Annotated in this window: 28 protein-coding genes and 2 pseudogenes; 17 read left to right on the top strand and 13 right to left on the bottom strand. The window is 61.8% G+C overall.

Annotation, left to right across the window (positions count from 1 at the left end):
- Nucleotides 1–31: 31 nt before the first annotated feature.
- On the bottom strand, nt 32–799 hold the full coding sequence (locus N5096_RS11900) for an MIP/aquaporin family protein (protein ID WP_205252833.1): 768 nt from the start codon (nt 797–799) through the stop codon (nt 32–34).
- A gap of 93 nt (nt 800–892) precedes the next feature.
- On the opposite strand from N5096_RS11900, the gene N5096_RS11895 reads away from it, so the two are divergent.
- Nucleotides 893–1,776, top strand: a protein-coding gene (locus N5096_RS11895) for an IS1595 family transposase (protein ID WP_267664972.1) whose coding sequence is annotated in 2 segments (ribosomal slippage) — nt 893–1,355 and nt 1,355–1,776 — 885 coding nt in all. Because the reading frame shifts where the segments join, the coding sequence is not laid out codon by codon here.
- Nucleotides 1,777–2,069: 293 nt separating this feature from the next.
- On the opposite strand, the gene N5096_RS11890 is transcribed toward N5096_RS11895, so the two are convergent.
- Complete coding sequence (locus N5096_RS11890; RefSeq protein ID WP_267664971.1) at nt 2,070–2,522, bottom strand: RidA family protein; 453 nt, start codon at nt 2,520–2,522, stop codon at nt 2,070–2,072.
- A gap of 284 nt (nt 2,523–2,806) precedes the next feature.
- On the opposite strand from N5096_RS11890, the gene N5096_RS11885 reads away from it, so the two are divergent.
- The 3 genes from N5096_RS11885 to N5096_RS11875 are packed head-to-tail and all read left to right on the top strand — an operon-like array spanning nt 2,807 to nt 4,335.
- Nucleotides 2,807–2,944: a hypothetical protein gene (locus N5096_RS11885; RefSeq protein WP_158295129.1), complete on the top strand. Its 138-nt coding sequence runs from the start codon at nt 2,807–2,809 to the stop codon at nt 2,942–2,944.
- Between the two features lie 6 nt (nt 2,945–2,950).
- Nucleotides 2,951–3,349 carry an ArsR/SmtB family transcription factor gene (locus N5096_RS11880; protein WP_205252836.1) on the top strand — a complete coding sequence of 133 codons (399 nt, stop codon included), beginning with the start codon at nt 2,951–2,953 and terminating at the stop codon, nt 3,347–3,349.
- Nucleotides 3,346–4,335: a permease gene (locus N5096_RS11875; protein ID WP_267664968.1), complete on the top strand. Its 990-nt coding sequence runs from the start codon at nt 3,346–3,348 to the stop codon at nt 4,333–4,335. The genes N5096_RS11880 and N5096_RS11875 overlap by 4 nt, the downstream gene beginning before the upstream one ends.
- A 12-nt stretch (nt 4,336–4,347) precedes the next feature.
- On the opposite strand, the gene N5096_RS11870 is transcribed toward N5096_RS11875, so the two are convergent.
- Nucleotides 4,348–4,743 carry an ArsR/SmtB family transcription factor gene (locus N5096_RS11870; RefSeq protein ID WP_205252838.1) on the bottom strand — a complete coding sequence of 132 codons (396 nt, stop codon included), beginning with the start codon at nt 4,741–4,743 and terminating at the stop codon, nt 4,348–4,350.
- Between the two features lie 119 nt (nt 4,744–4,862).
- Here N5096_RS11870 and N5096_RS11865 point away from each other — a divergent pair, with 119 nt between their 5' ends.
- The 5 genes from N5096_RS11865 to hcsS all read left to right on the top strand — a co-directional run bounded on the left by N5096_RS11865 (nt 4,863) and on the right by hcsS (nt 8,152).
- Entirely contained in the window at nt 4,863–5,075 is a 213-nt protein-coding gene (locus N5096_RS11865; protein WP_267664966.1) for a cupin domain-containing protein, read from the top strand.
- Nucleotides 5,076–5,250: 175 nt separating this feature from the next.
- Nucleotides 5,251–5,580, top strand: a complete 330-nt coding sequence (arsD, locus tag N5096_RS11860) for an arsenite efflux transporter metallochaperone ArsD (protein WP_267664965.1) — start codon at nt 5,251–5,253, stop codon at nt 5,578–5,580.
- 3 nt (nt 5,581–5,583) lie between these two features.
- Nucleotides 5,584–7,524, top strand: a complete 1,941-nt coding sequence (gene arsA, locus N5096_RS11855; protein ID WP_267664963.1) for an arsenical pump-driving ATPase — start codon at nt 5,584–5,586, stop codon at nt 7,522–7,524.
- Nucleotides 7,521–7,937: a halo-CC-star protein HcsL gene (gene hcsL / locus N5096_RS11850; RefSeq protein ID WP_267664961.1), complete on the top strand. Its 417-nt coding sequence runs from the start codon at nt 7,521–7,523 to the stop codon at nt 7,935–7,937. The genes arsA and hcsL overlap by 4 nt, the downstream gene beginning before the upstream one ends.
- Complete coding sequence (gene hcsS / locus N5096_RS11845) at nt 7,928–8,152, top strand: halo-CC-star protein HcsS (RefSeq protein WP_267664959.1); 225 nt, start codon at nt 7,928–7,930, stop codon at nt 8,150–8,152. The genes hcsL and hcsS overlap by 10 nt, the downstream gene beginning before the upstream one ends.
- 43 nt (nt 8,153–8,195) lie before the next feature.
- Here hcsS and N5096_RS11840 read toward each other — a convergent pair whose 3' ends face one another.
- Entirely contained in the window at nt 8,196–8,618 is a 423-nt protein-coding gene (locus N5096_RS11840; protein ID WP_267664991.1) for an arsenate-mycothiol transferase ArsC, read from the bottom strand.
- 189 nt (nt 8,619–8,807) lie between these two features.
- Between N5096_RS11840 and N5096_RS11835 the strand changes: the two genes are divergently transcribed.
- Nucleotides 8,808–9,242, top strand: coding sequence for a low molecular weight phosphatase family protein (locus tag N5096_RS11835; protein WP_267664958.1), 435 nt, complete (start codon nt 8,808–8,810; stop codon nt 9,240–9,242).
- A 203-nt stretch (nt 9,243–9,445) separates the two neighbouring features.
- Here N5096_RS11835 and N5096_RS11830 read toward each other — a convergent pair whose 3' ends face one another.
- The 3 genes from N5096_RS11830 to N5096_RS11820 form a co-directional block, all read right to left on the bottom strand.
- On the bottom strand, nt 9,446–9,895 hold the full coding sequence (locus tag N5096_RS11830; RefSeq protein ID WP_267664957.1) for a DUF8160 family protein: 450 nt from the start codon (nt 9,893–9,895) through the stop codon (nt 9,446–9,448).
- On the bottom strand, nt 9,888–10,664 hold the full coding sequence (locus tag N5096_RS11825; protein WP_267664955.1) for a ParA family protein: 777 nt from the start codon (nt 10,662–10,664) through the stop codon (nt 9,888–9,890). The genes N5096_RS11830 and N5096_RS11825 overlap by 8 nt, the downstream gene beginning before the upstream one ends.
- Before the next feature lie 220 nt (nt 10,665–10,884).
- Nucleotides 10,885–11,094, bottom strand: coding sequence for a hypothetical protein (locus N5096_RS11820; RefSeq protein ID WP_267664953.1), 210 nt, complete (start codon nt 11,092–11,094; stop codon nt 10,885–10,887).
- On the opposite strand from N5096_RS11820, the gene N5096_RS11815 reads away from it, so the two are divergent.
- The 3 genes from N5096_RS11815 (at nt 11,017) to N5096_RS16530 (ending at nt 12,472) form a co-directional block, all read left to right on the top strand.
- Nucleotides 11,017–11,571, top strand: coding sequence for a site-specific integrase (locus N5096_RS11815; RefSeq protein WP_267664990.1), 555 nt, complete (start codon nt 11,017–11,019; stop codon nt 11,569–11,571). The genes N5096_RS11820 and N5096_RS11815 overlap by 78 nt on opposite strands.
- Nucleotides 11,572–11,795: 224 nt before the next feature.
- Entirely contained in the window at nt 11,796–12,059 is a 264-nt protein-coding gene (locus tag N5096_RS11810; RefSeq protein WP_267664952.1) for an AbrB/MazE/SpoVT family DNA-binding domain-containing protein, read from the top strand.
- Nucleotides 12,056–12,472 carry a PIN domain-containing protein gene (locus N5096_RS16530; RefSeq protein WP_267664951.1) on the top strand — a complete coding sequence of 139 codons (417 nt, stop codon included), beginning with the start codon at nt 12,056–12,058 and terminating at the stop codon, nt 12,470–12,472. Before N5096_RS11810 ends, N5096_RS16530 begins: the two co-directional genes overlap by 4 nt.
- Before the next feature lie 740 nt (nt 12,473–13,212).
- Here N5096_RS16530 and N5096_RS11800 read toward each other — a convergent pair.
- Nucleotides 13,213–14,271, bottom strand: a complete 1,059-nt coding sequence (locus N5096_RS11800; protein ID WP_267664949.1) for a sulfite exporter TauE/SafE family protein — start codon at nt 14,269–14,271, stop codon at nt 13,213–13,215.
- A complete protein-coding gene (locus N5096_RS11795) occupies nt 14,261–14,425 on the bottom strand; it encodes a DUF7512 family protein (protein WP_267664948.1) in 165 nt (54 codons plus the stop codon). Before N5096_RS11795 ends, N5096_RS11800 begins: the two co-directional genes overlap by 11 nt.
- Nucleotides 14,426–14,696: 271 nt before the next feature.
- Between N5096_RS11795 and N5096_RS11790 the strand changes: the two are divergent.
- Nucleotides 14,697–15,471, top strand: a pseudogene (locus N5096_RS11790) (universal stress protein).
- Nucleotides 15,472–15,497: 26 nt separating this feature from the next.
- Here the strand turns inward: N5096_RS11790 and N5096_RS16365 are convergent.
- The 4 genes and pseudogenes from N5096_RS16365 to N5096_RS11765 all read right to left on the bottom strand — a co-directional run bounded on the left by N5096_RS16365 (nt 15,498) and on the right by N5096_RS11765 (nt 18,893).
- Nucleotides 15,498–16,662 (bottom strand): annotated as a pseudogene (locus N5096_RS16365) (anion permease).
- 12 nt (nt 16,663–16,674) lie between these two features.
- Nucleotides 16,675–17,133, bottom strand: coding sequence for a YeeE/YedE family protein (locus N5096_RS11775; protein WP_267664943.1), 459 nt, complete (start codon nt 17,131–17,133; stop codon nt 16,675–16,677).
- Nucleotides 17,134–17,691 (bottom strand): YeeE/YedE family protein, encoded by a 558-nt coding sequence (locus tag N5096_RS11770; RefSeq protein WP_267664942.1) that lies wholly within the window; start codon nt 17,689–17,691, stop codon nt 17,134–17,136.
- Between the two features lie 8 nt (nt 17,692–17,699).
- Nucleotides 17,700–18,893, bottom strand: coding sequence for an MBL fold metallo-hydrolase (locus N5096_RS11765; RefSeq protein ID WP_267664941.1), 1,194 nt, complete (start codon nt 18,891–18,893; stop codon nt 17,700–17,702).
- Nucleotides 18,894–19,140: 247 nt separating this feature from the next.
- On the opposite strand from N5096_RS11765, the gene N5096_RS11760 reads away from it, so the two are divergent.
- The 3 genes from N5096_RS11760 (at nt 19,141) to N5096_RS11750 (ending at nt 20,507) form a co-directional block, all read left to right on the top strand.
- The gene (locus N5096_RS11760) at nt 19,141–19,386 is read left to right on the top strand and encodes a sulfurtransferase TusA family protein (RefSeq protein ID WP_026046107.1); all 246 of its coding nucleotides are present in this window, start codon (nt 19,141–19,143) and stop codon (nt 19,384–19,386) included.
- 2 nt (nt 19,387–19,388) lie between these two features.
- The gene (locus N5096_RS11755; RefSeq protein ID WP_267664937.1) at nt 19,389–19,976 is read left to right on the top strand and encodes a DsrE/DsrF/DrsH-like family protein; all 588 of its coding nucleotides are present in this window, start codon (nt 19,389–19,391) and stop codon (nt 19,974–19,976) included.
- A gap of 126 nt (nt 19,977–20,102) precedes the next feature.
- Nucleotides 20,103–20,507 (top strand): helix-turn-helix domain-containing protein, encoded by a 405-nt coding sequence (locus tag N5096_RS11750; RefSeq protein WP_267664935.1) that lies wholly within the window; start codon nt 20,103–20,105, stop codon nt 20,505–20,507.
- Nucleotides 20,508–20,912 lie beyond the last annotated feature (405 nt).

Here is a 20,912-nt window from a genome sequence, read left to right as displayed (position 1 = left end):
GAGGGTCCAGACTCGTGGTACCCCGATGACATCACAGCAGACGGTACAGTCCGGCCGCGAGAAGCGCCCCGAGGATCGGTCCCACGATGGGCACCCAGGAGTACGCCCAGTCCGACGGTCCCTTGTGCGAAAACGGGAGAATTGCGTGGGCGATGCGCGGTCCGAGGTCGCGTGCGGGGTTGATCGCGTATCCAGTGGGGCCACCTAACGAGAGTCCGATACCGAGCACGACGAGCGCAATCGGAAGCGCCGACAGCGCCCCGAGACCGAAACCGACCGCTTGGCCGTCGATGGTAATCGACTGAAGCACCTCACCCGACTGAGCGTCGAAGAATCCAGCGGAGTTCAGGTAAAGGACGCCAAACACCAAGACGAACGTCCCGATGATCTCGGTCATCAGGTTGGTCGAGTAGTTCCGGATCTCAGGACTGGTCGAGAAGATGGCCAGCTTCACGTCCTCGTCTTCGGTCGCGGCGAAGTGGTCTTTGTACGCCAGCCACACCACTACGCCACCCAGGAATCCGCCGACCGTCTGTGCGGCGACGTACGCCGGAACCTGCGCCCAATCGAACAGCCCGGCGGCAGCGAGGCCGACCGTCACGGCGGGGTTGATGTGTCCCCCGCTGACCTGACTGATGGTGAACACGCCCATGAACACTCCGATAGCCCATCCCCACGTGATGACGATCCAGCCGCCGCCGTTCCCTTTCGTCTCGTTGAGAACGACGTTGGCGACGACACCACCACCGAATATAATGAGGATCGCTGTTCCGATGACCTCGGCAATGTATGGATGCATTCTGATACTCCAATAGATTTATATCTATTCATCTATCGCTCATCCCGATAAGCCGTAACATCAATTTTTCTCGCTCTCCAAGTGCCTTCCAAGATGGACGAGAAGTCTGCGCAAGTGTTCCTTCCACCACGTGAACGGTGCTTCGAACGTCTCCGTCTCGCCCGCTTCGGCGAGACGGTGACGTGTGTCCATTGCGAGAGTGACGACGTTGTCAAGCGCGGAACAACCGGAAAAGACGCCCAGCAGTACTGGTGTAAGGAGTGTGAGACGTATTTTAACGACCTCACAAACACGATCTTCGGCCAACATCGCTTCAAACTGGAAGAGATGTTCTACATCGTCAAGGAGATGCGATCTGAGCCGACCGCTCAGATCGCTCGTGACCTTGGCCGAGACTACGAAGCTGTTCTCAACTTCGTTCACAAAGTCCAGGATGTGAGCGGGGAGATCGATGAATTTGAGCTGTACGATGTCTGTGAAGCTGACGAAATCTACGTGACAGCTGGTGAGAAAGGGATCGAAGACGAGGGTCAGAGTCCGCGCGAGCGCGGACTCAAAAAAAGGGACGAGGACGATTCGAATCAGACAAACCACCGGTGTTGACACTCGTCCGTCGGGATGACGGACGAGTTCTGTTTCTCGTCTGTAAGGATCTCCAAGACGCCGACGAAGACATCGCTGAATACAGTGATGGAAGCGTCATCCTCTGTACCGATGATTACACAATCTACGACGAGATCGAGGAGAAGGAGGGGGTGGACGGCCATCTGGCCGTCACCCACTCCGATACCTACGTCATCGGCGATGCCCACACGAACACCTGTGAGAACCGCCACAGCTTCCTTCGGCAGTGGCTGGCGAAGTTCAGAGGTGTCTCAAAACATCATCTCCAACGATATCTCAATTTCCTTGAACTAAAACTCAACGAACCGGACAGCTGGTTCGAGAAACTTCTATGTTACAATGTCTCGGGATGAGCGTTGACACGTAGGGCGTAATCTCGTCGAATCTGACCGCGCCGTCCGCTTCGACCAACAGGCGGACAAGTCGATATCGCGTCTCGTATCCGAACGCCGACAGCGCTTTGACGTCGACAGTCGTCGTCGCGTCGTCGATCAGTTTGTCGAAATCTGTCCCAGCAATCGGGTCTGAAGAAGAGTCGGGCATAACTGACGTATTCGCTGCGACCGGAATAATTGTTCTGTCGGCCTTCAAGACGGCAAAAGGCGAGCGAAATGCCACTATTATCGAACTACACGGACAGCTACGGTTACTCTTCGGCGGCAATCACGTCGAGCTGGACGTCCGCACCGCCAGGCAACGAGCAGACACCGACGACGCTCCGTGGCGGAAACACCACCTCATCAAATCGCGACTTGTACTCGCTATCCACGGTCTCCGCTGCGTCTGCGTCTGCGAGCTGAATCTCGACCTTCATGACGTCCGAGAGCGACGCGTTACGGTTCTCTAACATTAGTTCGAGACGATCCAAGCACATCTCGATCTGCTCGTTAACCGGCTCTGATCCCCTTATTGCCCCGTTGATCTCCGGGAGAATACCTTGGAAGAAGATCAGATCCGACTCACCGGTTCGCATGCCGAATGCGCCGACGTTGTCGATACTGTCGCGCTGACGTTTGCTCTCCTCGCTCAGCGACTCGTTAATCGATATTTCGTTTTCACGGTCCGTCCGATCGTCTTGAGCCGCTATCTGCTGCGACATACAATTTAGTATTTCCTCATATATTAAAGGGCCTTTCGGTTCTACTGTGTTGAGACCGAGGTAATCTACTCGGTATCAATATAATCTGTCATAGATTAATACTGGTCAAGCACGGTAGAACCCATGAATAATCCGGTTTACCACACTATCTCGTATGTAGATAGTTCGGTGGAAGAACTGCGTCGAACAAACACATCTGAACATAAATCCGGGTCGAGTGCTCTCTCGAGTCAGCTGAACACCTGACCAAATGAGTTAAGTCAAATCGGATTATATCGATATGTATGTCGATACTCGACCGACTGCTCGGTGGCGAGTCGAACGACGACGAGAGCTGCTGTGACATGCAAATCGAGGAGGTGGACTCGGACGAAAACGAGGCGGACGCGCCGGACGAGCGCGCCGACCGTACGGAGGACTGATCGACGATGTCGAACGAACCGAACGCGGCGGCTCAAGCGGGCTCCGAATCCGCGAGCGGGACGCTCCGACGGATGGAGGATGGTGTCTGCTGTGACGGGCCGTTCCCGGAGACTCGACGCGCGGACGACGCAGTCGTCGAGGCGGAACTGTCGTCGTTCAAGGCGCTGGCCAACGAGAAGCGACTCGCAGTTGTTCACGCGCTGCGGGATGGAGAACTTTGCGCCTGCGAGTTGGAGACCGTCCTCGATGCTCCCCAGTCGACGGTCGCGTCGCACTTGCGGAAACTTCGCGACGCTGGCATCGTCGCCACGCGCAAGGAGGGGAAGTGGACGTACTACCGGATCGCGGACACGGCGAGCCTCCAGCTGCTCGATCTGGCCGCGGCGTTAGGTGAGGACCGATGATCCCGCCGGGGACCGAAGCGGCGCTGCTCGACTCGTGGGACTACTTTCTTCACCTCGCGATGGTCCTCACGCCGCTGTTCATCGGCGCCTCGTTCCTCGTGGGGCTCGCACAAGAATACCTCCCGCCAGAGCGCGTTGAGGAGATGCTGCGGGCACGCGATCACGGGAGCGGAAATGTTCTCGCGGCAGGGCTTGGCGCGGTGACACCGTTCTGCTCGTGCTCGACCGTCCCCGTCTTGGCTGGCCTGTTAGGTGCCGGCGCGCCGACGGGTATGGCCTTCTCGTTCCTGCTAGCGTCACCGATCGTTAACTGGATCGCCGTGTTCCTGCTATTCGGGCTGTTCGGAACCGGCGTGACCGTCGCATACGTGACAACTGCGCTGCTCGCGGCGATCGTCGCGGGACTCATCATCGGCACGCTCGATCTTGACGGCTATATCAAAGACGTCCGGATCACTGCGGGCGGCCGCGAGATCGCGACTGATGGCGGTACATCCGCTTCGACTACAGCTGACGCCGGCGGCTGTAGCGAGTGCGGCGCGACAGCGGCGAACCGAACCCACAGGGAACGCGTGACTGCAGCCGGCAAGGGCGCACTCTCCTTCTTCCGCGACACGCTCCCGTACATCGCGGTCGGGATCGCGATCGGCGCGCTGATCCACGGCGCCGTGCCGGCGGAGTTCCTCCAGCAGATTGCTGGTCCGGGGAACCCGCTCGCGACGCCGGTCGCCGCGCTCGCCGGCGCACCGATCTACGTGAGCATCAGCGGGATGCTGCCGATCGCGCACTCGCTCACTGAGGCGGGGATCCCCATCGGAACGGTGATCGCGTTCGTCATCGGCGGGGCGGGGATCAGCATCCCGAACCTGATCCTCCTAAATAAGCTGTTCGAACGCCGCCTGCTCGCGATCTACGCGACGACGGTCGTGACGATCGGGATCACTGTCGGCGTGCTGTTCAACACCGTCTTCGCCGGCCTCCTCTGAGCCGAGGCCAATTTATAACGACCGCGACCCGTCGAGCGCAACAAGAACCGCGTTCGCACGCGGCGTAGCGCGATACATCCGCCACTTCCCTTCCTTCCGGCGCGTGACGAGGCCGGCGTCAGTGAGCTGCGAGAGGGCGTGGCTGATCGCGCTGTCGCTCACGTCCAAGAGCGGCGAGAGCTCACACACGCATAGCTCCTCGTCATCAGCTGCGTGAAGCATCCGGACGATCTTGTATCGCGTCTCGTTGCCGAGCGCCGACAGCATCTCGATGTCGGTCTCCAGGTCGGACCCGCCAACGGTCTCGTTCAGTTCTTCTAGCTCCGCTAACCGGTCGGCGAGGTCCTCGTCTGTACAGGAGCCGCACTCATCAGCGACGTACCGCTGTAAACGCTCGGTAGATGACATACAAACAATTGAACCAAGCCGGGATTAAACGTTGCGGAGCGCCGTCTCAACTGGTAGCTGGACAGCAAAAACAATATAGTAACACTTCAAATATTGTCTCGCATGAGAGATACGTCCTCTTGGAGGGTGAAGCCACCGTCGTTATCGACGAAGAATCCGTCGAAATCGAAGCTGGCGACGCGGTTTGGATTCTGCCGACTGCGACGCGACAGATCCAGAGCGGTGATGTCGAAAGTGCGCTCGTCCTCGTGAGTGCCCCGGCGTCGAAGTGTCGAACCACGACGTGTGTCGACGACCCAGGATCGTGGGCCACCAACGGATTCATCGGGTGATCGGGACTCTCGGTCGTTCAAGATGAAATGACTATGCGACCGATGTGGGGATAGCCGACCGAAGGGCTTATAATTGTATGAGAGTTTGTTCAAATGAATCGACTACAGCGAGGACAAACCAACGTGTCCTGCTGTGAACGATACATCAGACGTACGACCGCGATCCGACCCACTCATGACCGAACTCACCCTGTACGAAGAAGCGATGTGTTGCTCCCCCGGCGTCTGCGGTCCCGACCCCGACGACGAGCTCGTCGAGGTCAGCGCGGCGCTCGACCAGCTCGAAGACGCGTTCGACGAGCTCGAAGTCAACCGGGCGAACATGCAGCACAACATCGACCAGTTCCTCGAAACGCAGCGGATCTACGACCGCGTCCAGGAGGACGGCCCGTCGATCCTCCCGATCACGGTTGTCGACGACGAGATTGTTGCCGAGGGCGAGTACCTCTCGTACGACGAACTGACCGCGGCTATCGACGAGAGCCCAACGCCGCAGGAGGCCTAACGAATGGCACAATCACAGTCAACAACGACCAGCGCGCGTGAGGTAGTCGAACCGAGCGGCGACGACACCGAGTTCGTCTTCTTCAGCGGGAAGGGCGGCGTCGGCAAGAGCACGGTGAGCTGTGCGACCGCGACGTGGCTCGCCGACAACGACTACGAGACGCTCTTGGTGACCACCGACCCTGCCCCGAACCTCTCGGACATCTTCGGGCAGTCGATCGGCCACGAGGTCACCGCAATCGACGGGATCGAGAACCTCTCGGCAATCGAGATCGACCCGGACACCGCCGCCGAGGAGTACCGCCAAGAGACGATCGAGCCGATGCGCGAACTGCTCGGTGAGGAGGAGATCCAGACGGTCGAAGAGCAGCTCAACAGTCCCTGCGTCGAGGAGATCGCCGCCTTCGACAACTTCGTCGACTTCATGGACAGCCCGGAGTACGACGTCGTAGTCTTCGACACGGCGCCGACGGGCCACACCATCCGGCTCATGGAGCTCCCCTCCGACTGGAACGCCGAACTGGAGAAGGGCGGCTCGACCTGTATCGGGCCGGCGGCCTCGATGGAGGACAAAAAACAGGACTACGAACGTGCCATCGACACGCTCCAGGACGACGAGCGCACTTCCTTCGCCTTCGTCGGCAAGCCGGAGGACTCCTCGATCGACGAGATCGAACGCAGCGCGAGCGACCTCGGTGAGCTCGGGATCGAGTCACAGCTGTTGATCCTCAACGGCTACCTCCCCGAGTCGGTGTGTGAGGATCCCTTCTTCGATGGGAAGCGTGCTGACGAGCAGGCTGTCATCGAGCGCGCCCGGGAGGAGTTCGACGCCGACGCGACGGCGACGTACCCGCTCCAGCCGGGCGAGATCGCCGGCCTCGACCTGCTTGCCGACGTGGGTGGCGCCCTCTACGACGGCAGGGAAGCGACCGTCGACGTCGGGACCGCGACTGATGTCGATGCTGACGGCGCAGCCGACTTCGATTCGATGGCGGACGCCGACGCGGTCGTCGACCAGCTCACGCCCGGTGAGGAGACGCAGTACCTCTTTTTCACCGGCAAGGGCGGCGTCGGCAAGAGTACAGTCGCCTCGACGGCGGCGACGAAGCTCGCCGAGGCGGGCCACGAGACGCTCGTGGTCACGACCGACCCGGCCGCGCATCTCGAGGACATCTTCGGCGAGCCCGTGGGTCACGAGCCCACCTCGGTCGGGCAGGAGAACCTCGACGCGGCGCGGATCGACCAGGAAAAAGCGCTCGCGGAGTACCGCGAGCAGGTCCTCGACCACGTCACCGAGATGTACGAGGACAAAGACGACACGCAGATCGACGTCGACGCTGCGATCGCGAACGTCGAAGAGGAGCTGGAGTCGCCCTGTGCCGAGGAGATGGCCGCCTTAGAGAAGTTCGTGAGCTACTTCGACGAGGACGGCTACGACGTCGTCGTCTTCGATACGGCCCCCACGGGCCACACGCTCCGACTGCTCGAACTCCCCTCCGACTGGAAGGGGTTCATGGACCTCGGTTCGCTGACGAAGGGCGCCGCCCCCGCAAAGGGCGACCAGTACGACGCTGTCATCGAGACGATGAAAGACCCCGAACGGAGCACCTTCGCGTTCGTGATGTACCCCGAGTACACCCCGATGATGGAGGCGTACCGGGCTGCCGCCGACCTCAAAGATCAGGTCGGCATCGAGACCTCGCTGGTCGTCGCCAACTACCTCCTCCCCGAGGAGTACGGCGACAACGCCTTCTTCGCGAACCGGCGCGCCCAGCAGGCCCAGTATCTCGAAGAGATTCGAGACCGGTTCGACGCGCCGTTGATGTTGGCGCCGCTCCGGCAGGATGAACCAATCGGGCTCGAAGAACTCAGCGCCTTCGGTGAGGAGATTACTGGACTCGCAGACGTGGTCGAAGAGGACGCACCGGAGGTGACGCCCTCGTGAGCGACGCACAGGACGTGGAAGGTGCGGCCGAGGACAGCGTTGGCATGTCCAATGAGGAAGACGTAGAAGCCAACGTCGAGGCGGCGCTCCGCGAGTTCCTCGACGCTCTCGGCGAGTCGGAGACGTACCAACAGTTCGTCGAGGCTGACGAGGCGTTACAGAACGATGACGACGCGATGGCGCTGCTTCGCGAGTACCAGCGAAAGCAACAACAGATGCAGCGTGGTGGCTTCGACGAGTCGGTGATGGCCGAGCTGAAGCAACTCCAGACCGAGATGTCGAACAACGAGACGATCCAGCGTCAGCAGGCCGCACAGGCCGATCTGATAGAACTGCTTCAGCGGACGAACGACACCATCAGCGACGAGATCGGCGAGGAGTTCGCGCGATCCACCGGAGGTGGGTGCTGTTGAGCGCTTCCGGTCAGGACGTCAGCGAGTCCGAAGTGACGGACGAAGAGGTCGTCACGGCCGCCGAGGCGCTCGGCGAGGAGCTCGCGGCGGCGAAAGAGTCCTCCTCGGATTACGCGTTCACCACCATGGTAATGCAGTGTAACGAGGCGATCGGCGACGAGACCGGTGTCGACTACGGGAGCGTCTGCGGCGCCGACGACGACGGCTGCTGTTAGCGGAGGTCATAGGGGCCGTTCCGGCTGACGACCCTGCCAATCGTCACTCCGCGGACGGAGTTTGCGACAGGAGTTCGTCGAACAGCGAGACAATACGTTCTTCGATCTCGTCACGAATCTCACGAACCTGCTCGATCGGACGCTCGTGGGGATCGTCGAGCCCCCAATCGCGATTCTCGCCGTTCCACGTCGCCGGGCACACGTCCGATGCGGAACACCCCATCGTGACGACGAGATCGACCGCCTGTAGCTCGTCTGGCGTCACCTCTCGCGGCGTTCGGTCGCTGAGATCGATGTCTCGCTCTCTCATTGCTTCGACGACAATCTCGTGGACGTGATCTGCGGGCTGTGTGCCACCGGTAACGATCGTAATTTGATCGCCCACACTGCGACGGTCACGCTCGCGCTCAGCGAACGCCGCCGCCATTTGGCTCCGTCCTGCGTTTTGGACACAAACGAACGCGATCTGGTGGTCCGTCCGCTCATCGGATTCAGTCACACCTCCACAAGCGAGAGGGATCGGTATAGCTGTTACTTCAGGTACAACGGCTCTTGATGGGCTGTCTGAGAAGTACTCTCAGACCCGTGTCGACCTATTGAGACGTACATACATCACATATAAGATCTCGAGTCGACAGCATCTATTCTGGTGTTTATGAGTGATGATTTGCCGGTTACTCTAGGATTCGTTTGTGTACAGAATGCTGGTCGCAGTCAGATGGCGACAGCGTTTGCCGAACGCGAGCGTGACCGTCGTGGACTCGAAGACAGTGTTGAGATCATTACCGGTGGTACTCACCCCGCCGACAGCGTCCACGACGAAGTCGTGACGGTCATGCAAGACCACGAGATCGATCTCTCGGATCGAGTCCCCCGAGAAGTCTCAACGACTGAGCTCGAATCATGTGACGTCGTCGCCACAATGGGCTGTTCGACACTCGAACTCGATGCTGAAGAGATAGATGTTCGCGACTGGGCGCTAACAGATCCTGATGGCCAAGATCTCGATCAGGTCCGTGTGATTCGAAACAATATCGAACAGCGGGTCACAGACTTGTTTGACGAAGTTCACGCGAACAGTTCACGGTGAATCAAGGACCTGCTGGAGCGGTACTCGAATGACAGATCGTTATTGATTTAGCAGGGTTTCAATCAGATCTTTTGTGAGAAAACAAAGGCACGCATGAGATCCATCCTCCGAAGTTATGGTTCTAACAGGCAGACGGTGGAGAAGCGTCTCTTGTGTGAGTTAGATGCCGACTAAGCGCATCTCAACAGGCTGAGGAAAGGATGCTACTCCTCACCCGCATCGGCTTCCAAGTCTTCAATGCGTTCTTGGAGTTCATGGGCCTCCATCTCTTCAATGCGTTCCATTCCCAGCTCGACGAGCAGCGGGTAGTAGTAGCGTGTCTTCTGTAGCGACCGCCCGAACTCCTCCTCGAACTCGAGATCGGCGTGCTTGTACGTGGTTGTGAGCTGTCGGTCGAGGAACTCTGGGAGGTAGACGCTGGTTGCGCTCCATGACTCCTTGACGTTCTTTACTCGCATGGCGTTCATCTCGTTCTTTGCGTTCTTTGAAGTCTTTTCGGGAATGGAACGCTCGGACTGCTCTGACTGCGTGGCGTGAGTTTCATCTCGCTCTCCCGTCTCGTCGAGCTCATCTTCCTCTTGGTCGTCAGTCGGGTCGTCGAACCGACCGCGGAACCGCTCGGAGAGGTCGCTCTTCTGGTCGTCGTCAGTCATCGGCGACCTCCACGAGCGTCGCGGCGACGTCCTCGTACACAGCCCGCATGTCACACTCCTCGGCGTCATCACTGAACAGTGACCCGCCGTTGTTCAGGGTGCGCTTGATCGCGGCGCGCTTCCGAATCTCGAACACGGGGCACCGCCCCTCGAACGTCTCGCCGAACCAGTCGATCGCCTCCCGCTGCTCGTTGTCGAGCGGGTAGTTCACGTTCGAGATGAGCACAGCCTGCTCTCGCAGTTGGACGTCGTAGTCGCGTTCGAGCGACTCGATCTGGTTGAGGAGGTGTTCGAGCGCGAGCATCGACGACTCCGCAGCCTCCACCGGGATGAGCAGGTTTCGGCACGCGAGGAGGACGTTGTCGTTGATCGGCCCGAGAGACGGCGGGGCGTCGACGAAGACGTAGTCGTAGCCACCGAGATCGTCGAAGACGTCCTCGAGGCGCTGGCGTGGCCGGCGACCGCTCGCGATGAGATTCTGCTCCAGTTTGAACATGTCCACGTTCGAGGGGAGCACGTCGAACTCCGCATGTTCGAGGATGACCTCGTCGGCGTCGTGCTCGTGTGGGCTGTTGAACAGCGAGTACAGCGACGGCGGGTCCGCGGCGTACGCATCGCGGAAGCCGAGCGTGTTGGTCAGATACCCTTGCGGGTCAGCGTCGACGGCGAGCACGTCGTGCCCTCGGTCGGCGAGCGCGCCGGCGAGGTTGATCGTGTTGGTCGTCTTGGCGACACCCCCTTTCTGATTCGCGACAGCGAATGACTTCATGGAACGAGTTGCGTTCAAAGCACGCAAAGATAAAAGCACGTCAGACGATCAGACCACAGAAACTTTCACTTGAATAGCGACTGACATTAGTGTATGACTAACTCACGCGACGTCGATCGCGACGATAACGTGTTATTCTCCGGTATTCGCCTACCGATTAGTCCGATCTAACTCTCAAACTGCCCCTCAGGCATCTATTCTACACGTTTTTTAGTAGCTTCTACTTGCTAAGCCTACTATACGACTCGACGACTACCGCAAACGAGACGGGAAGCGGGTCTGGCCCAGCCAGAGTGACGAGAACGATGAGGTCGCAGCGCTCATCGACGAGGCGAAGTCTCCCGAGCAGGAGATCGCGTTCCGACTTGGCGTTCAGGCCGGGATCCGTCGCGAAGAGATCGCCAGCGTCACCAGCAACGACTTTACGCACGCCCCCGACGGCTTCCTCGGCGTGTGGAACGACTACGCGAAGCGCGGGAAATATCGGGAGACGCCGATCCCGAAAGAACTCGCCAGTTCCGTTCGAACACTCTCGTACGAGTGCGATCCCGACGAGCCAGTCGTTGGCGTTGAGCCGAACTCGATCTATCGCTGGGTGAAGCGAGCTGGCGAGCGACGCTACGCGGCAACCAGTGACGAGGGATGGACCTACCTCGACGTCCACGACCTCCGGCGGACGTGGGGCGGGCATCTCTTGTGGGACTGCGGCGTCCTCCCCGCCGTGGTAATGAGTTTCAGTGGGTGGGAGGACTGGGAGACGTTCCGGAACCACTACCTCGGAGAAATGAGTCCGGCAGCTGCCGAGCGAGAGCGGAAGAAGATCTCGTATGTCACGGGCGATGTCGAGTCCGACCCGGGTGCGGATCCGGTTTTCGAGCCGACGGTTCAGTCGCGTTCTCTATACTGATCTATAGGCCTAATCGTAGGCCAATTTGTAGATGGCTCTTGTCCAACCTAGCGAAACAACTATTCGATATGTGATATAGGCTGCTACTGACTGCTGAATATAGAGATTGGATACAGCGACTCGACTCTATTAATTCCGAGTAGGATACCGTGAACCAGCCGTGAGAACGAGCCTGCGAATTGACCGGTAGATTCAACCTCTTGAGTAAGGAATTCTTACAGACGATGGCTTCCGACCAACCTGAAGTAACCACGGTAACCTCGAAGGGACAGATCACAATCCCGAGTAAACTCAGAGATCAATTCGGACTCGAACAGGGAACGAAGCTCATGGTTGTCCCGACGGAGTACGGTCTCGTGTTGAAGAAAGTCGACCTCCCGTCGATCGAAGAGTTTCAACGGCGTGTCGAGAATCGAGCAGACGCGAGCGACATGTCTCTTGATGAGGTCACTCGACTCGTCCACGAGGCGCGAAGCAGCGACGAATGAGGGCGGTGTTGGATACGAACGTTCTCATCTCGGGTGTTATCGCAACGGGCGTGCCACACAAACTGCTGGTCAAGGGGTTCGAACGCGAGTACCAGGTCGTCGTTTCGGTGGAAACGCTCACCGAGTTCCGTGAAACGCTGCTCAAGTATCCGGAGCGCTTTCAGATGAGCGAACACGAGGTACAACAAGAAGTCGAACTGATCCGATACTATTCAGAGTTTGTCGATCCCCAAGAGGATATTACGGCAGTCGAGCGGACCCCGACGACGACAAATTCCTCGAAGCGGCCGTCGCCGGTGGCGTCGACTACGTTGTCTCCGGCGACGGACATCTGCTCGGCCTCGACTCGTTCCGTGGGATCGATATCGTCGAACCGAGGACATTCTATGATCGACTCGACGTGTCGTGAATAGTGACTATGTCAGCTACTCACCGCTGCCACTTCTTGATCGGCTGATCGAAGGCGCCCAGAAGATCCACAAGGAACGGCTGATCTTACGAGCGACACTCACCACCGCTACACAACTCAGATGTGGGTATTAATTGAAGATGGATATAGGATCAGTCGATCACATCGACAGGCGCGTAATCTCATCTGATGGCAGTAAGTCAGATTGAACTGACCGTGGAGTGTCCTCGGAGCGCTGGTGAGTGTGATCTTCGAGATGGACCGTCGCTGTCGGCGGCGCGCTGCCGCCGACGCGACAGTGTTGTCACTCGCGACCGAGATATGATTCCTCTGGAGTGGGAAGTATATGAAGGGAGCCACGCCTACTCGGGCGACCTCCCATGATAGTGCGTCCTTGCCAGTAGGCCAATCAGAGCCATTCGTTCGAAGACGCTGTTGAGTCATCGGCCTTTAACCGCCCCAGAGCCTCTTTACACACTCTAGGGACTTAGCAGGCTTTCATGCCATCAGAGCAGTGACGACGCGCTCTACCAGTATGCCGTGATGCCGACGCTCATCTTCATCTCCCGGCTCTCGATGGTCGTCCTCCTCGCACAGGAGGGCGGCCAAGAGCGGCTGTGAGAGGCGGGAGAGACTCGGCGCGCCGACCGCGTCGGCGCACGACGGACCGATCGCTTTCGCTCGTCAGCCGTTCTGAAGCAAATGTACAAGATCGGGGTTGCGGGACCGACGGCGAAACCCGGTTCAGTCGGCGGTCGACGTCTGCTGTTGCCGCGTCACGCGGAGCGACGTGACCGTCGTGTAGAGGACCGCGGCCGCGACGACGACCGCCGCGCCGATGACGAGCACCAGTCCGAGCAGCTCGAGCGTCGCGTTGCCGAGGTACGAGCCAACCTCGCCGATACCCACGGCGACGGAGCCGACCAGCAGCATTCCGCCGAAGTACACCCTGATCTCGTCGGCGTCGACGACGGCGGTCGCCGCGGAGCCGACGCGCGCGCCGAGCGCGCTCCCGAACAGCAGCGGGGCGACGATACCGAGGTTCACGCCGCCGCCCTGTCCGTAGAGGTAGCTCCCGAGCCCGCCGGAGAAGACGATCTCGAAGAGGTCCGTCCCGACCGCGACGGGCACCGGGACGCCGATCGCGTAGATCATCGCGGGCATCCGGATGAAGCCGCCGCCGACGCCGAGGAACCCGGACAGGACGCCGGTCGCGAAGGCGACGGCCGTGATGACCCACGCGGAGACGCGGACGTCGCCGCGGAGCGTCACCATCGGCGGGATCCGGACCGTCTGCTGGATCTTCTTCGCGATCTCGGGGATCTCGTACTCGTCGAGGTCCTTGTCGGTCGCCTCGTGGTCAACGCCGCCCCCGCCGTCGCCCTTCAGGGCGTCGCGGGTGACCATCGCGCCGACGCCGCCGAGCAGGACGACGTAGGCGACGCTGATGACGCCGCCGGCGAGCCCCATCGATTCGAGATAGTAGACGCTGGCGCGCCCGGCCTCAATGCCGATGGTCGTCCCGGTGATCATGATCACGCCGAGCTTGTAGTCCACCTGCCCGAGGTCGTGGTGTTTCAGCGTCGCGATGACGGCCGTCCCGAAGACGAACGCCATCCCGCTGCCGACCGCGACGGGCGCCGGGTAGTCGAGCATTAGCAGTGCGGGGGTGACGAGGAACGACCCGCCCATGCCGAAGAACCCGAACAGGACCCCGACGACGAGGCCGAACCCGGCGAACAGGGCGAGCATCTCGGGGCTCGTCCCTAGGAAGCCGGGCCCGCTGAGAAGGCTACCGAGCACTCGCGTTACCCCCGACGATGAGGTCCATTAGGTACGGCCCGACGAGCCGTTCGAGGCCACCGTAGCCCACGTACAGCACGAACGCTTCGAGGAGGATCGCGCCGATAAGCAGGGCGGTCTCCGGGTCCCAGCTGGGTATCTCTAGTCCAGCCATTGACTCATCCTCCGACTTCCGAACGCGGAAATTCGATTCTGGCACATTTCTCTTCACCCTCTCCTACCTGCTTCGTGCCTATAACGGTTTTGGGCTGATCGTACAATACTATATTCCGGTAACCCCGGTCGGAGTATCGATAACTTACGGAGAGGTTTCCGCATCCGGTGGGCCCCGCGCGTCGTCTGCGCTGCGGTCGCCGCACGTCTTCGGCCGCACGCCTTTCGGGCCGAGCGCAACCGTGTTGTCGCCGCCCGCCCAAGGCGTCGACATGCGGGCCCTGTGCGCGAACGACCTGTTGGCCGCCAGCGAGGCGGCCATCGAGAACGAGACGTGTCTGGACTGTCTAGGCCGCATCGGCGTTCGGACGATCCACCTCGTCACGGTCGTCTCGGCGAACGTCCACCCCGGGATGCCCGGCGTCGACTTCGAGGAGCGCCGCCGACGGGGGCTCGACAGGTACCGTGCGGTGATCGAGGCCGCGGGGTTCGCCGTCGAGACGCACGTCGTTCGCGGGACAGAGTCCGCTGGAGAACCGGGTCGTCGGCTCGACCACGCGTAACCTCGCCCGGACCACCGTCGTCCCGCTTTTAGTCAACCGCGTCGAGCGGGCGGTCAACGACCCGACGGTCCGTCGCGAGCACCTCTCCCGGAGCGTCCTCTTCGCGACCGACTTCTCCGAGCACGCCGCCCGCGCGTTCGAAGCCTTTTGCTACCTCCGTCACGCGACCGAGGAGGCGACGCTCGTCCACGTCCGATCGCCGAAAGACGTGGGGGCCGACGACGGCGTCGGCCCGGCGGGGCGGTTGGCCGAGCGGGCGAGCACGCTGGAAGGCTGGGGAATCGAGACGCGGACCGAACTCCGCCGCGGCGACCCCGCCGAGGAGATCCTCGCCGTCGAGGCCGAGGCAACCCCGTCGACGGTCCTCGTCGGGTCGAAGGGTCGGAGCCGAATCCGGCGGCTCCTGCTGGGCAGCGTCTCGGAGGAGATCGTTGCGCGCGCGACGGGCAACGTCTTCCTCGTGCCGCCGCCCCGGACTGTTTAAAAAGTCGACGCCGCAGCGTGCGATGTTTATAACTCGACCGTGGCAGTCGCGTACGCGAGCGCGAATGAGAATGCGAACGAGCCCGCCCACGCCCCCACCGTTGTGAGGATCTTTTCCGCGTCCACGGCCTCCCGACCGCCGACGGCGGCGCCGCTCCCGATGATCGCGCTCACGACAATCTCGTTGAACGAAACCGGCACGCCGAGCAGCACCGTCAGTTGCGCGATCAGAAACGACGGGACGAGTGCCGAGATCGAGCGCTGCGGCCCGAGCGACGAGTAGTCCTGCGAGAGCGACTTGATCATCCGGGCCGCGTCGGTCCACGAGCCGACGAGCATCTCAAACCCCCGCCGACGAAGACGGGGTCGTCGACATCATCCCTACCCCGTCAAGCAGCGGGAGCAGCGGGCTGACCGCGAGCGCGACCTGACTCCCGCCCGCGAGGAACGCGACGAGCGACCCGAGAGCAGCACACGCCGTAGGCTGCCGGACTCGTCACGCCTCATGTCCCACCAGACGACGGTCGCGACGGCCAGCGCCGCGAGGCCGGTGATCGTGGACCGCCGACGCGAGCCTCTCGATCGAGAGGCTCCGCTGTCCGAGCCCGCGGAGGGTCCCTGGCGCGGGCCCGTCGCCGAGGAAGCTGAACCGGACGTTCACGAGGACGGCGCCGACGAGCCCGACAAGGACCGGGACGCTGTACCGCTCGGCGACCCCGGGCCGCGGGAAGACCGAGGCGATTCCGAACGCGATGCCGCCGACGAACGGCACCAACAGCCAGACGGCGCTGATCTCTACGTACTTCGCCCAGACCGGCGTCCCGCCGAGCGCGAGCCTGACGCCGATCACCGCGCCGGTCACAGTGAACGCGGTCGCGAACGGGACCCCGGTGACGATGCCGACCGCCATCGGCCCGGCGCCCAACACGAGCACGAGGATGACGCCGGTGAGCAGGCTGATCCCGCCGGCGAGGCCGCTCCCGACGGCCTCTGAGACGTTGCCGCCCTGCGTGACAGCGCCGGCGAAGCCAAAGACGCCGACGAGCAGCGCGGCCCGCATCGTCGCGACCGCGTTCGCGCCGACGGCCGGGGTGAACGGAGTCGCGCCGCTCAACCCGGCGCCGATCACCCACGTCATGAACAGGCTGGCGAGCGCCGCGCCGACGAAGAGGGCGACGAGAGCGGGGTCCATCGCGTCGGGGCCTCAGTCCGCGCCCGCCGCGGCGGCCTCGGGGGCTCGACTGCGGCTCCGCCAGTACCCCTGCGCGTACGCGCCGAGGAACATGCCGCCGAGCGCCCACAGGATCGTGACGTTGCCGACCCCGAGGCTGGCGTACGCGGCGCCCGGGCAGATCCCCGAGAGCCCCCAGCCGACGCCGAACACCGCGCCGCCGACGAGGACGTTCCGGTCGAACGGTTTCAGCCGGCGCTCGTACGGGCTCCCCGTGAGGGGCGCGGTGTCACGGATCCGCGGCAGCAGCGCGAACGCGACGCCGGAGACGATCGCGGCCCCGAACATCACGAACGGGAGGCCGAGGTCCTCGAACAGGAGGAAGTTCACCACGACCTCCGGCCGCGCCATGTGGCTGAACCCGAGCCCGAACCCGAAGATCAGCCCGCCGACGAACACCAGCGGCTTGAAAAAGGGATGTCGGTCAGCCATCTACGGGCTCACCCCCAACGCGGCGACGACCTGTGCGGTCCCGATCGCTACGGTCAGGAACGTCGCGACGCCGGCCAGCGACGTCTTCGACGCCGAGCCGACGCCGCAGACGCCGTGTCCGGACGTACACCCCTTCCCGACGCGGGTCCCGATGCCGACCAGGATCCCGCCGAGGAACAGCCGCCACGGCTGGACGTCCGTCGTCCACAGCGTCACGCCGGCGACTTCGTAGAGCTGACCGGTCGTTCCGGGCTCGTACAGCGAGGTCGTGACGACGCCCGACTGGACCGTCGCGGCGAACGCCAGTGCGCCCAGGATGATGCCGGCCGTGAACACGACCCGCCAGTCCCGCGAGCCGACGTACCGCTGGAATCGCGACTGGTCGGAGACGTACGACAGCGTCGACTCCAGGAACGTGCTCGCTCCCGCCGGGATGCCCGTGCCGACGTAGATCACGACGGTCCCGAGCCCGACGAGCAGCCCGCCGACGGCGTACCGGCTGATCCCGTTGGGGAACAGCTCGGCGACCGCCTGAAGCAGTACTGGGTCAGCAACCATCGGCGTCGTCAGTCACCCGCGAGCGAGTCCTGACTGGCCGCGCAGTTGTTCGGGCCGAGCTCGAGGGTGAACGCCTCGTCGTCGTCGACGACGTTCTGACCGAGATTCGTCGCGATGATCTCCTCGTAGTTGGCCGGGCGCGGCGGCATGTCCGAGAGGATCAGCTCGACGAAGTCGTCCTCCTCCATGGTGAGCGCGTCCATCTCCTCGACGAGCTCGCCGATCGGCGCCGTGTAGGTGCCGTCGTCGGCCGGGACGGCCGCGTCGCTGAAGTGCGCGCCGCCGATCAGGGTGTCGTCGGGCAGCGTCAGCACACGCTCCTGAAGCGACTCGTACAGCATGCGCGCGGCGTCGGGGGCGCCGTCGTCGCCCTCTTCGAGGTCGGGACGGGCGACGCTCTCGATGAACAGCCCGTCGCCGGTCGCGAGGAGGCTCTCGTCGACGAGGTAGGAGGTCATCCCGGTCGTGTGGCCGGGCGTGTGGACGGTCTCGATCGCCGCGTCGCCGACTTCGAAGGCGTCGCCGTCCTCGGCCGTGGTCAGCTCGTCGGCGTAGGTGACGCCGCGGTCGACGGCGGCGTCGGGGATGACGCCCTCCACGCCCTCGGCGTTGAGGTCGCGCACGCCCGAGATGTGGTCGGCGTGGACGTGCGTGTCGATGGCGTACGTCAGGTCGACGCCGAGGTCGTCGGCGTCGTCGAGGTAGCGGTCGGTGAACGCCCGGAGCGGGTCAATGATCGCGGCCTCGCCGTCGTCGTAGAGGAGGTAGCCGAGACAGCCCGACGAGGGGCGCTGGTACTGGAGGAGCGTGCCGGCGCCGTCGTAGCGGTCGACCTCGACGGCCTCGTAGATGCTCGCCCAGCCGTTCATCCCGTCTTCGAGGTGGTCGACGTCGTAGCCGCGCTCCGCGAGCGTGCCCGCGACGTACTCGCTGGCGCCGCCCTTTGCACAAAGGACGGTCACCTCGCGGTTGTCGGGGATCCGGTCGATGACGTCGTCATCGATGTCGTCTTCGAGGAACTCGAAGTACGGCACGTTGATCGACGTGACGTTCTCGCCGTCGACGCGCCACTCCTCGTAGTCGGATGTCATGCGCGTGTCGAGGATCGTGACGTCCTCGCCGGCGTCGATTCGGTCTTTGAGCGATTCCGGGTCGACGGAGTCGACATCGACATCCGGAGTCGGAAAGTCATCGGCGTTCATGTTTCGCGGTCGTTTCTATCGGACCGACGCACAAAAGGATTGCCATAGTATTTCCAATTTTAAACAATACTATCGCCCGCAGGATTCGCGTGTACACGAGCGATTCTGCTCCTAGTGGTTTCATAAACCGTCTAAACCGGTTTTACTTTATACAATAGTTAGCAGTATTCCCAAGAACCGACACAGTTTTACTTCACCAGAGAATATTGTGCGATATCTCCAATACAGACATCGGAGCAGATACACAATGAGTGCCGAATTCGACATCGCGGAGACGCTCGACGTGAAGGGCGCATCGTGTCCCATGCCAGTGGTGAAGACGAAGTCTGCCATCGACGACCTCGCCGCGGGCGAGGTCCTCGAGGTGGTGGCGACGGACCCCGGTAGCATGAGCGACATCGACGGCTGGGCCGACGGCACCGAGGGCGTTGAGCTCGTCGACCAGACGGAGGGCGACGACGTATACAACCACTACGTCCGCAAGACGGAGTAACGATGAGCACGGACACACCCGACGCGCCGGCTGAGAACGGGCCGGCCGAGGGCGCGCCCTCGCGCGCGGAGCTGGCTGCGCGCGTCGACGAGCTCGAGGACGCGCTCGCCGAGGCCACCGCCGAGGACGGCGGCAAGAAGATGAGCATCATCGCCACGAAGGGGACGCTGGACATGGCGTATCCGCCGCTCATCCTCGCCAGCACCGCGGCCGCGTTCGGCTACGAGGTGACCGTCTTCACTACCTTCTGGGGGCTCGACATGCTCCACGAGGAGCGGTCGAAGAGCCTCCAGCTCAGCTCCGTCGGGAACCCCAACATGCCCGTCCCCAACGCCGTCGCCGCGCTTCCCGGCATGGACCGCGTGACGACGAAGATGATGGAAAAGCGGATCACGGACAACGACACCGCCACGGTCGAGGAGCTCCTCGAGACGAGCCTCGAGATGGGCGTGGAGTTCCAGGCCTGTCAGATGACCATCGAGCTGATGGACTACGACGAGGACGACTTCTACGACGGCGTCACCACCGGCGTCGGCGCCGCGACCGCCATTCAGGACATGGCCGAGGCGGACATCCAACTCCTCGTCTAACCGCCGCCGCAGTCTACCTGGCGGTTCGTGATCGACGAAACCGACGCGTTCGGGGCTTCGTATACAGTATTGTGGGTTGTATACACAAGTCTTTTATTAACACGGGCCGTACTTACTCGTAATACTATGCCAGACTCGTTGGCCAAACAGCTCCAGAGCGACATAGAGTGTGAGGGCTTACTGGAGTGTTTCCACGGTCTCAAGCCGTTGGACAGGCATTGTTTTGAGAGGCTTGTCGAGAGCGATGAGCCGTTGACAGTCGACGAGATCAGCGAGGCCGTCGACCGGGAGCGCTCGACCGCCTACCGCGCGATCCAGCGACTCCTTCAGGCAGGCCTCATCAGCGAAGAGCAGATCAACTACGACCAGGGTGGCTACTACCACGTCTACCAGCCAACCGATCCTGAGAAGATTTCGGGGGAGATGCAGCGAATGTTGAACGACTGGTACGCAAAAATGGGTCAACTCATTCAAGAGTTCGAAACAAAGTACAGTCAGTCCGAGGATTTTGCTCCCGCTGCCGAAAGCTAGCCCAGTTTTCACCGAGAATCGAAGAGGAAGCCTCGCGCTTCAGCGCGGAGAAGTTGTCAAGGACTCGTTAGACCCGCGCTTGGCGAGTTGCTTCTCACTAGACTACCGCTCATGGTAGTCGTCAGGGTGGCATTGATCCCGATGAGCGGACTACGGTCGCCAGGTTCATGATCGGACTTGCCGACTGGACCGTCGCGGTCGTCGCTGATTCGCTCACAGGGTTCTCAGCAATTGGCTCGCTATCTCTCAGTAAATAGTCCGCTTCGAAACTGGCCCCGAGGAGCAAGCGCAACGAGCGCAAACGTCTCAGTCCGAGTATCCACACAAAAGATCTTGGTATGTCTTTACCCCGATGATTCAACTGCCGGCACGGTGTGAGCCCGTGGAATCATCTCGTTATCTCGG

Origin of the sequence: Halorubrum yunnanense, from assembly GCF_026586675.1 — an archaeon.
In the GTDB taxonomy this organism is placed as follows: domain Archaea; phylum Halobacteriota; class Halobacteria; order Halobacteriales; family Haloferacaceae; genus Halorubrum; species Halorubrum yunnanense.
This window is presented reverse-complemented; position numbering and strand designations above follow the sequence as displayed.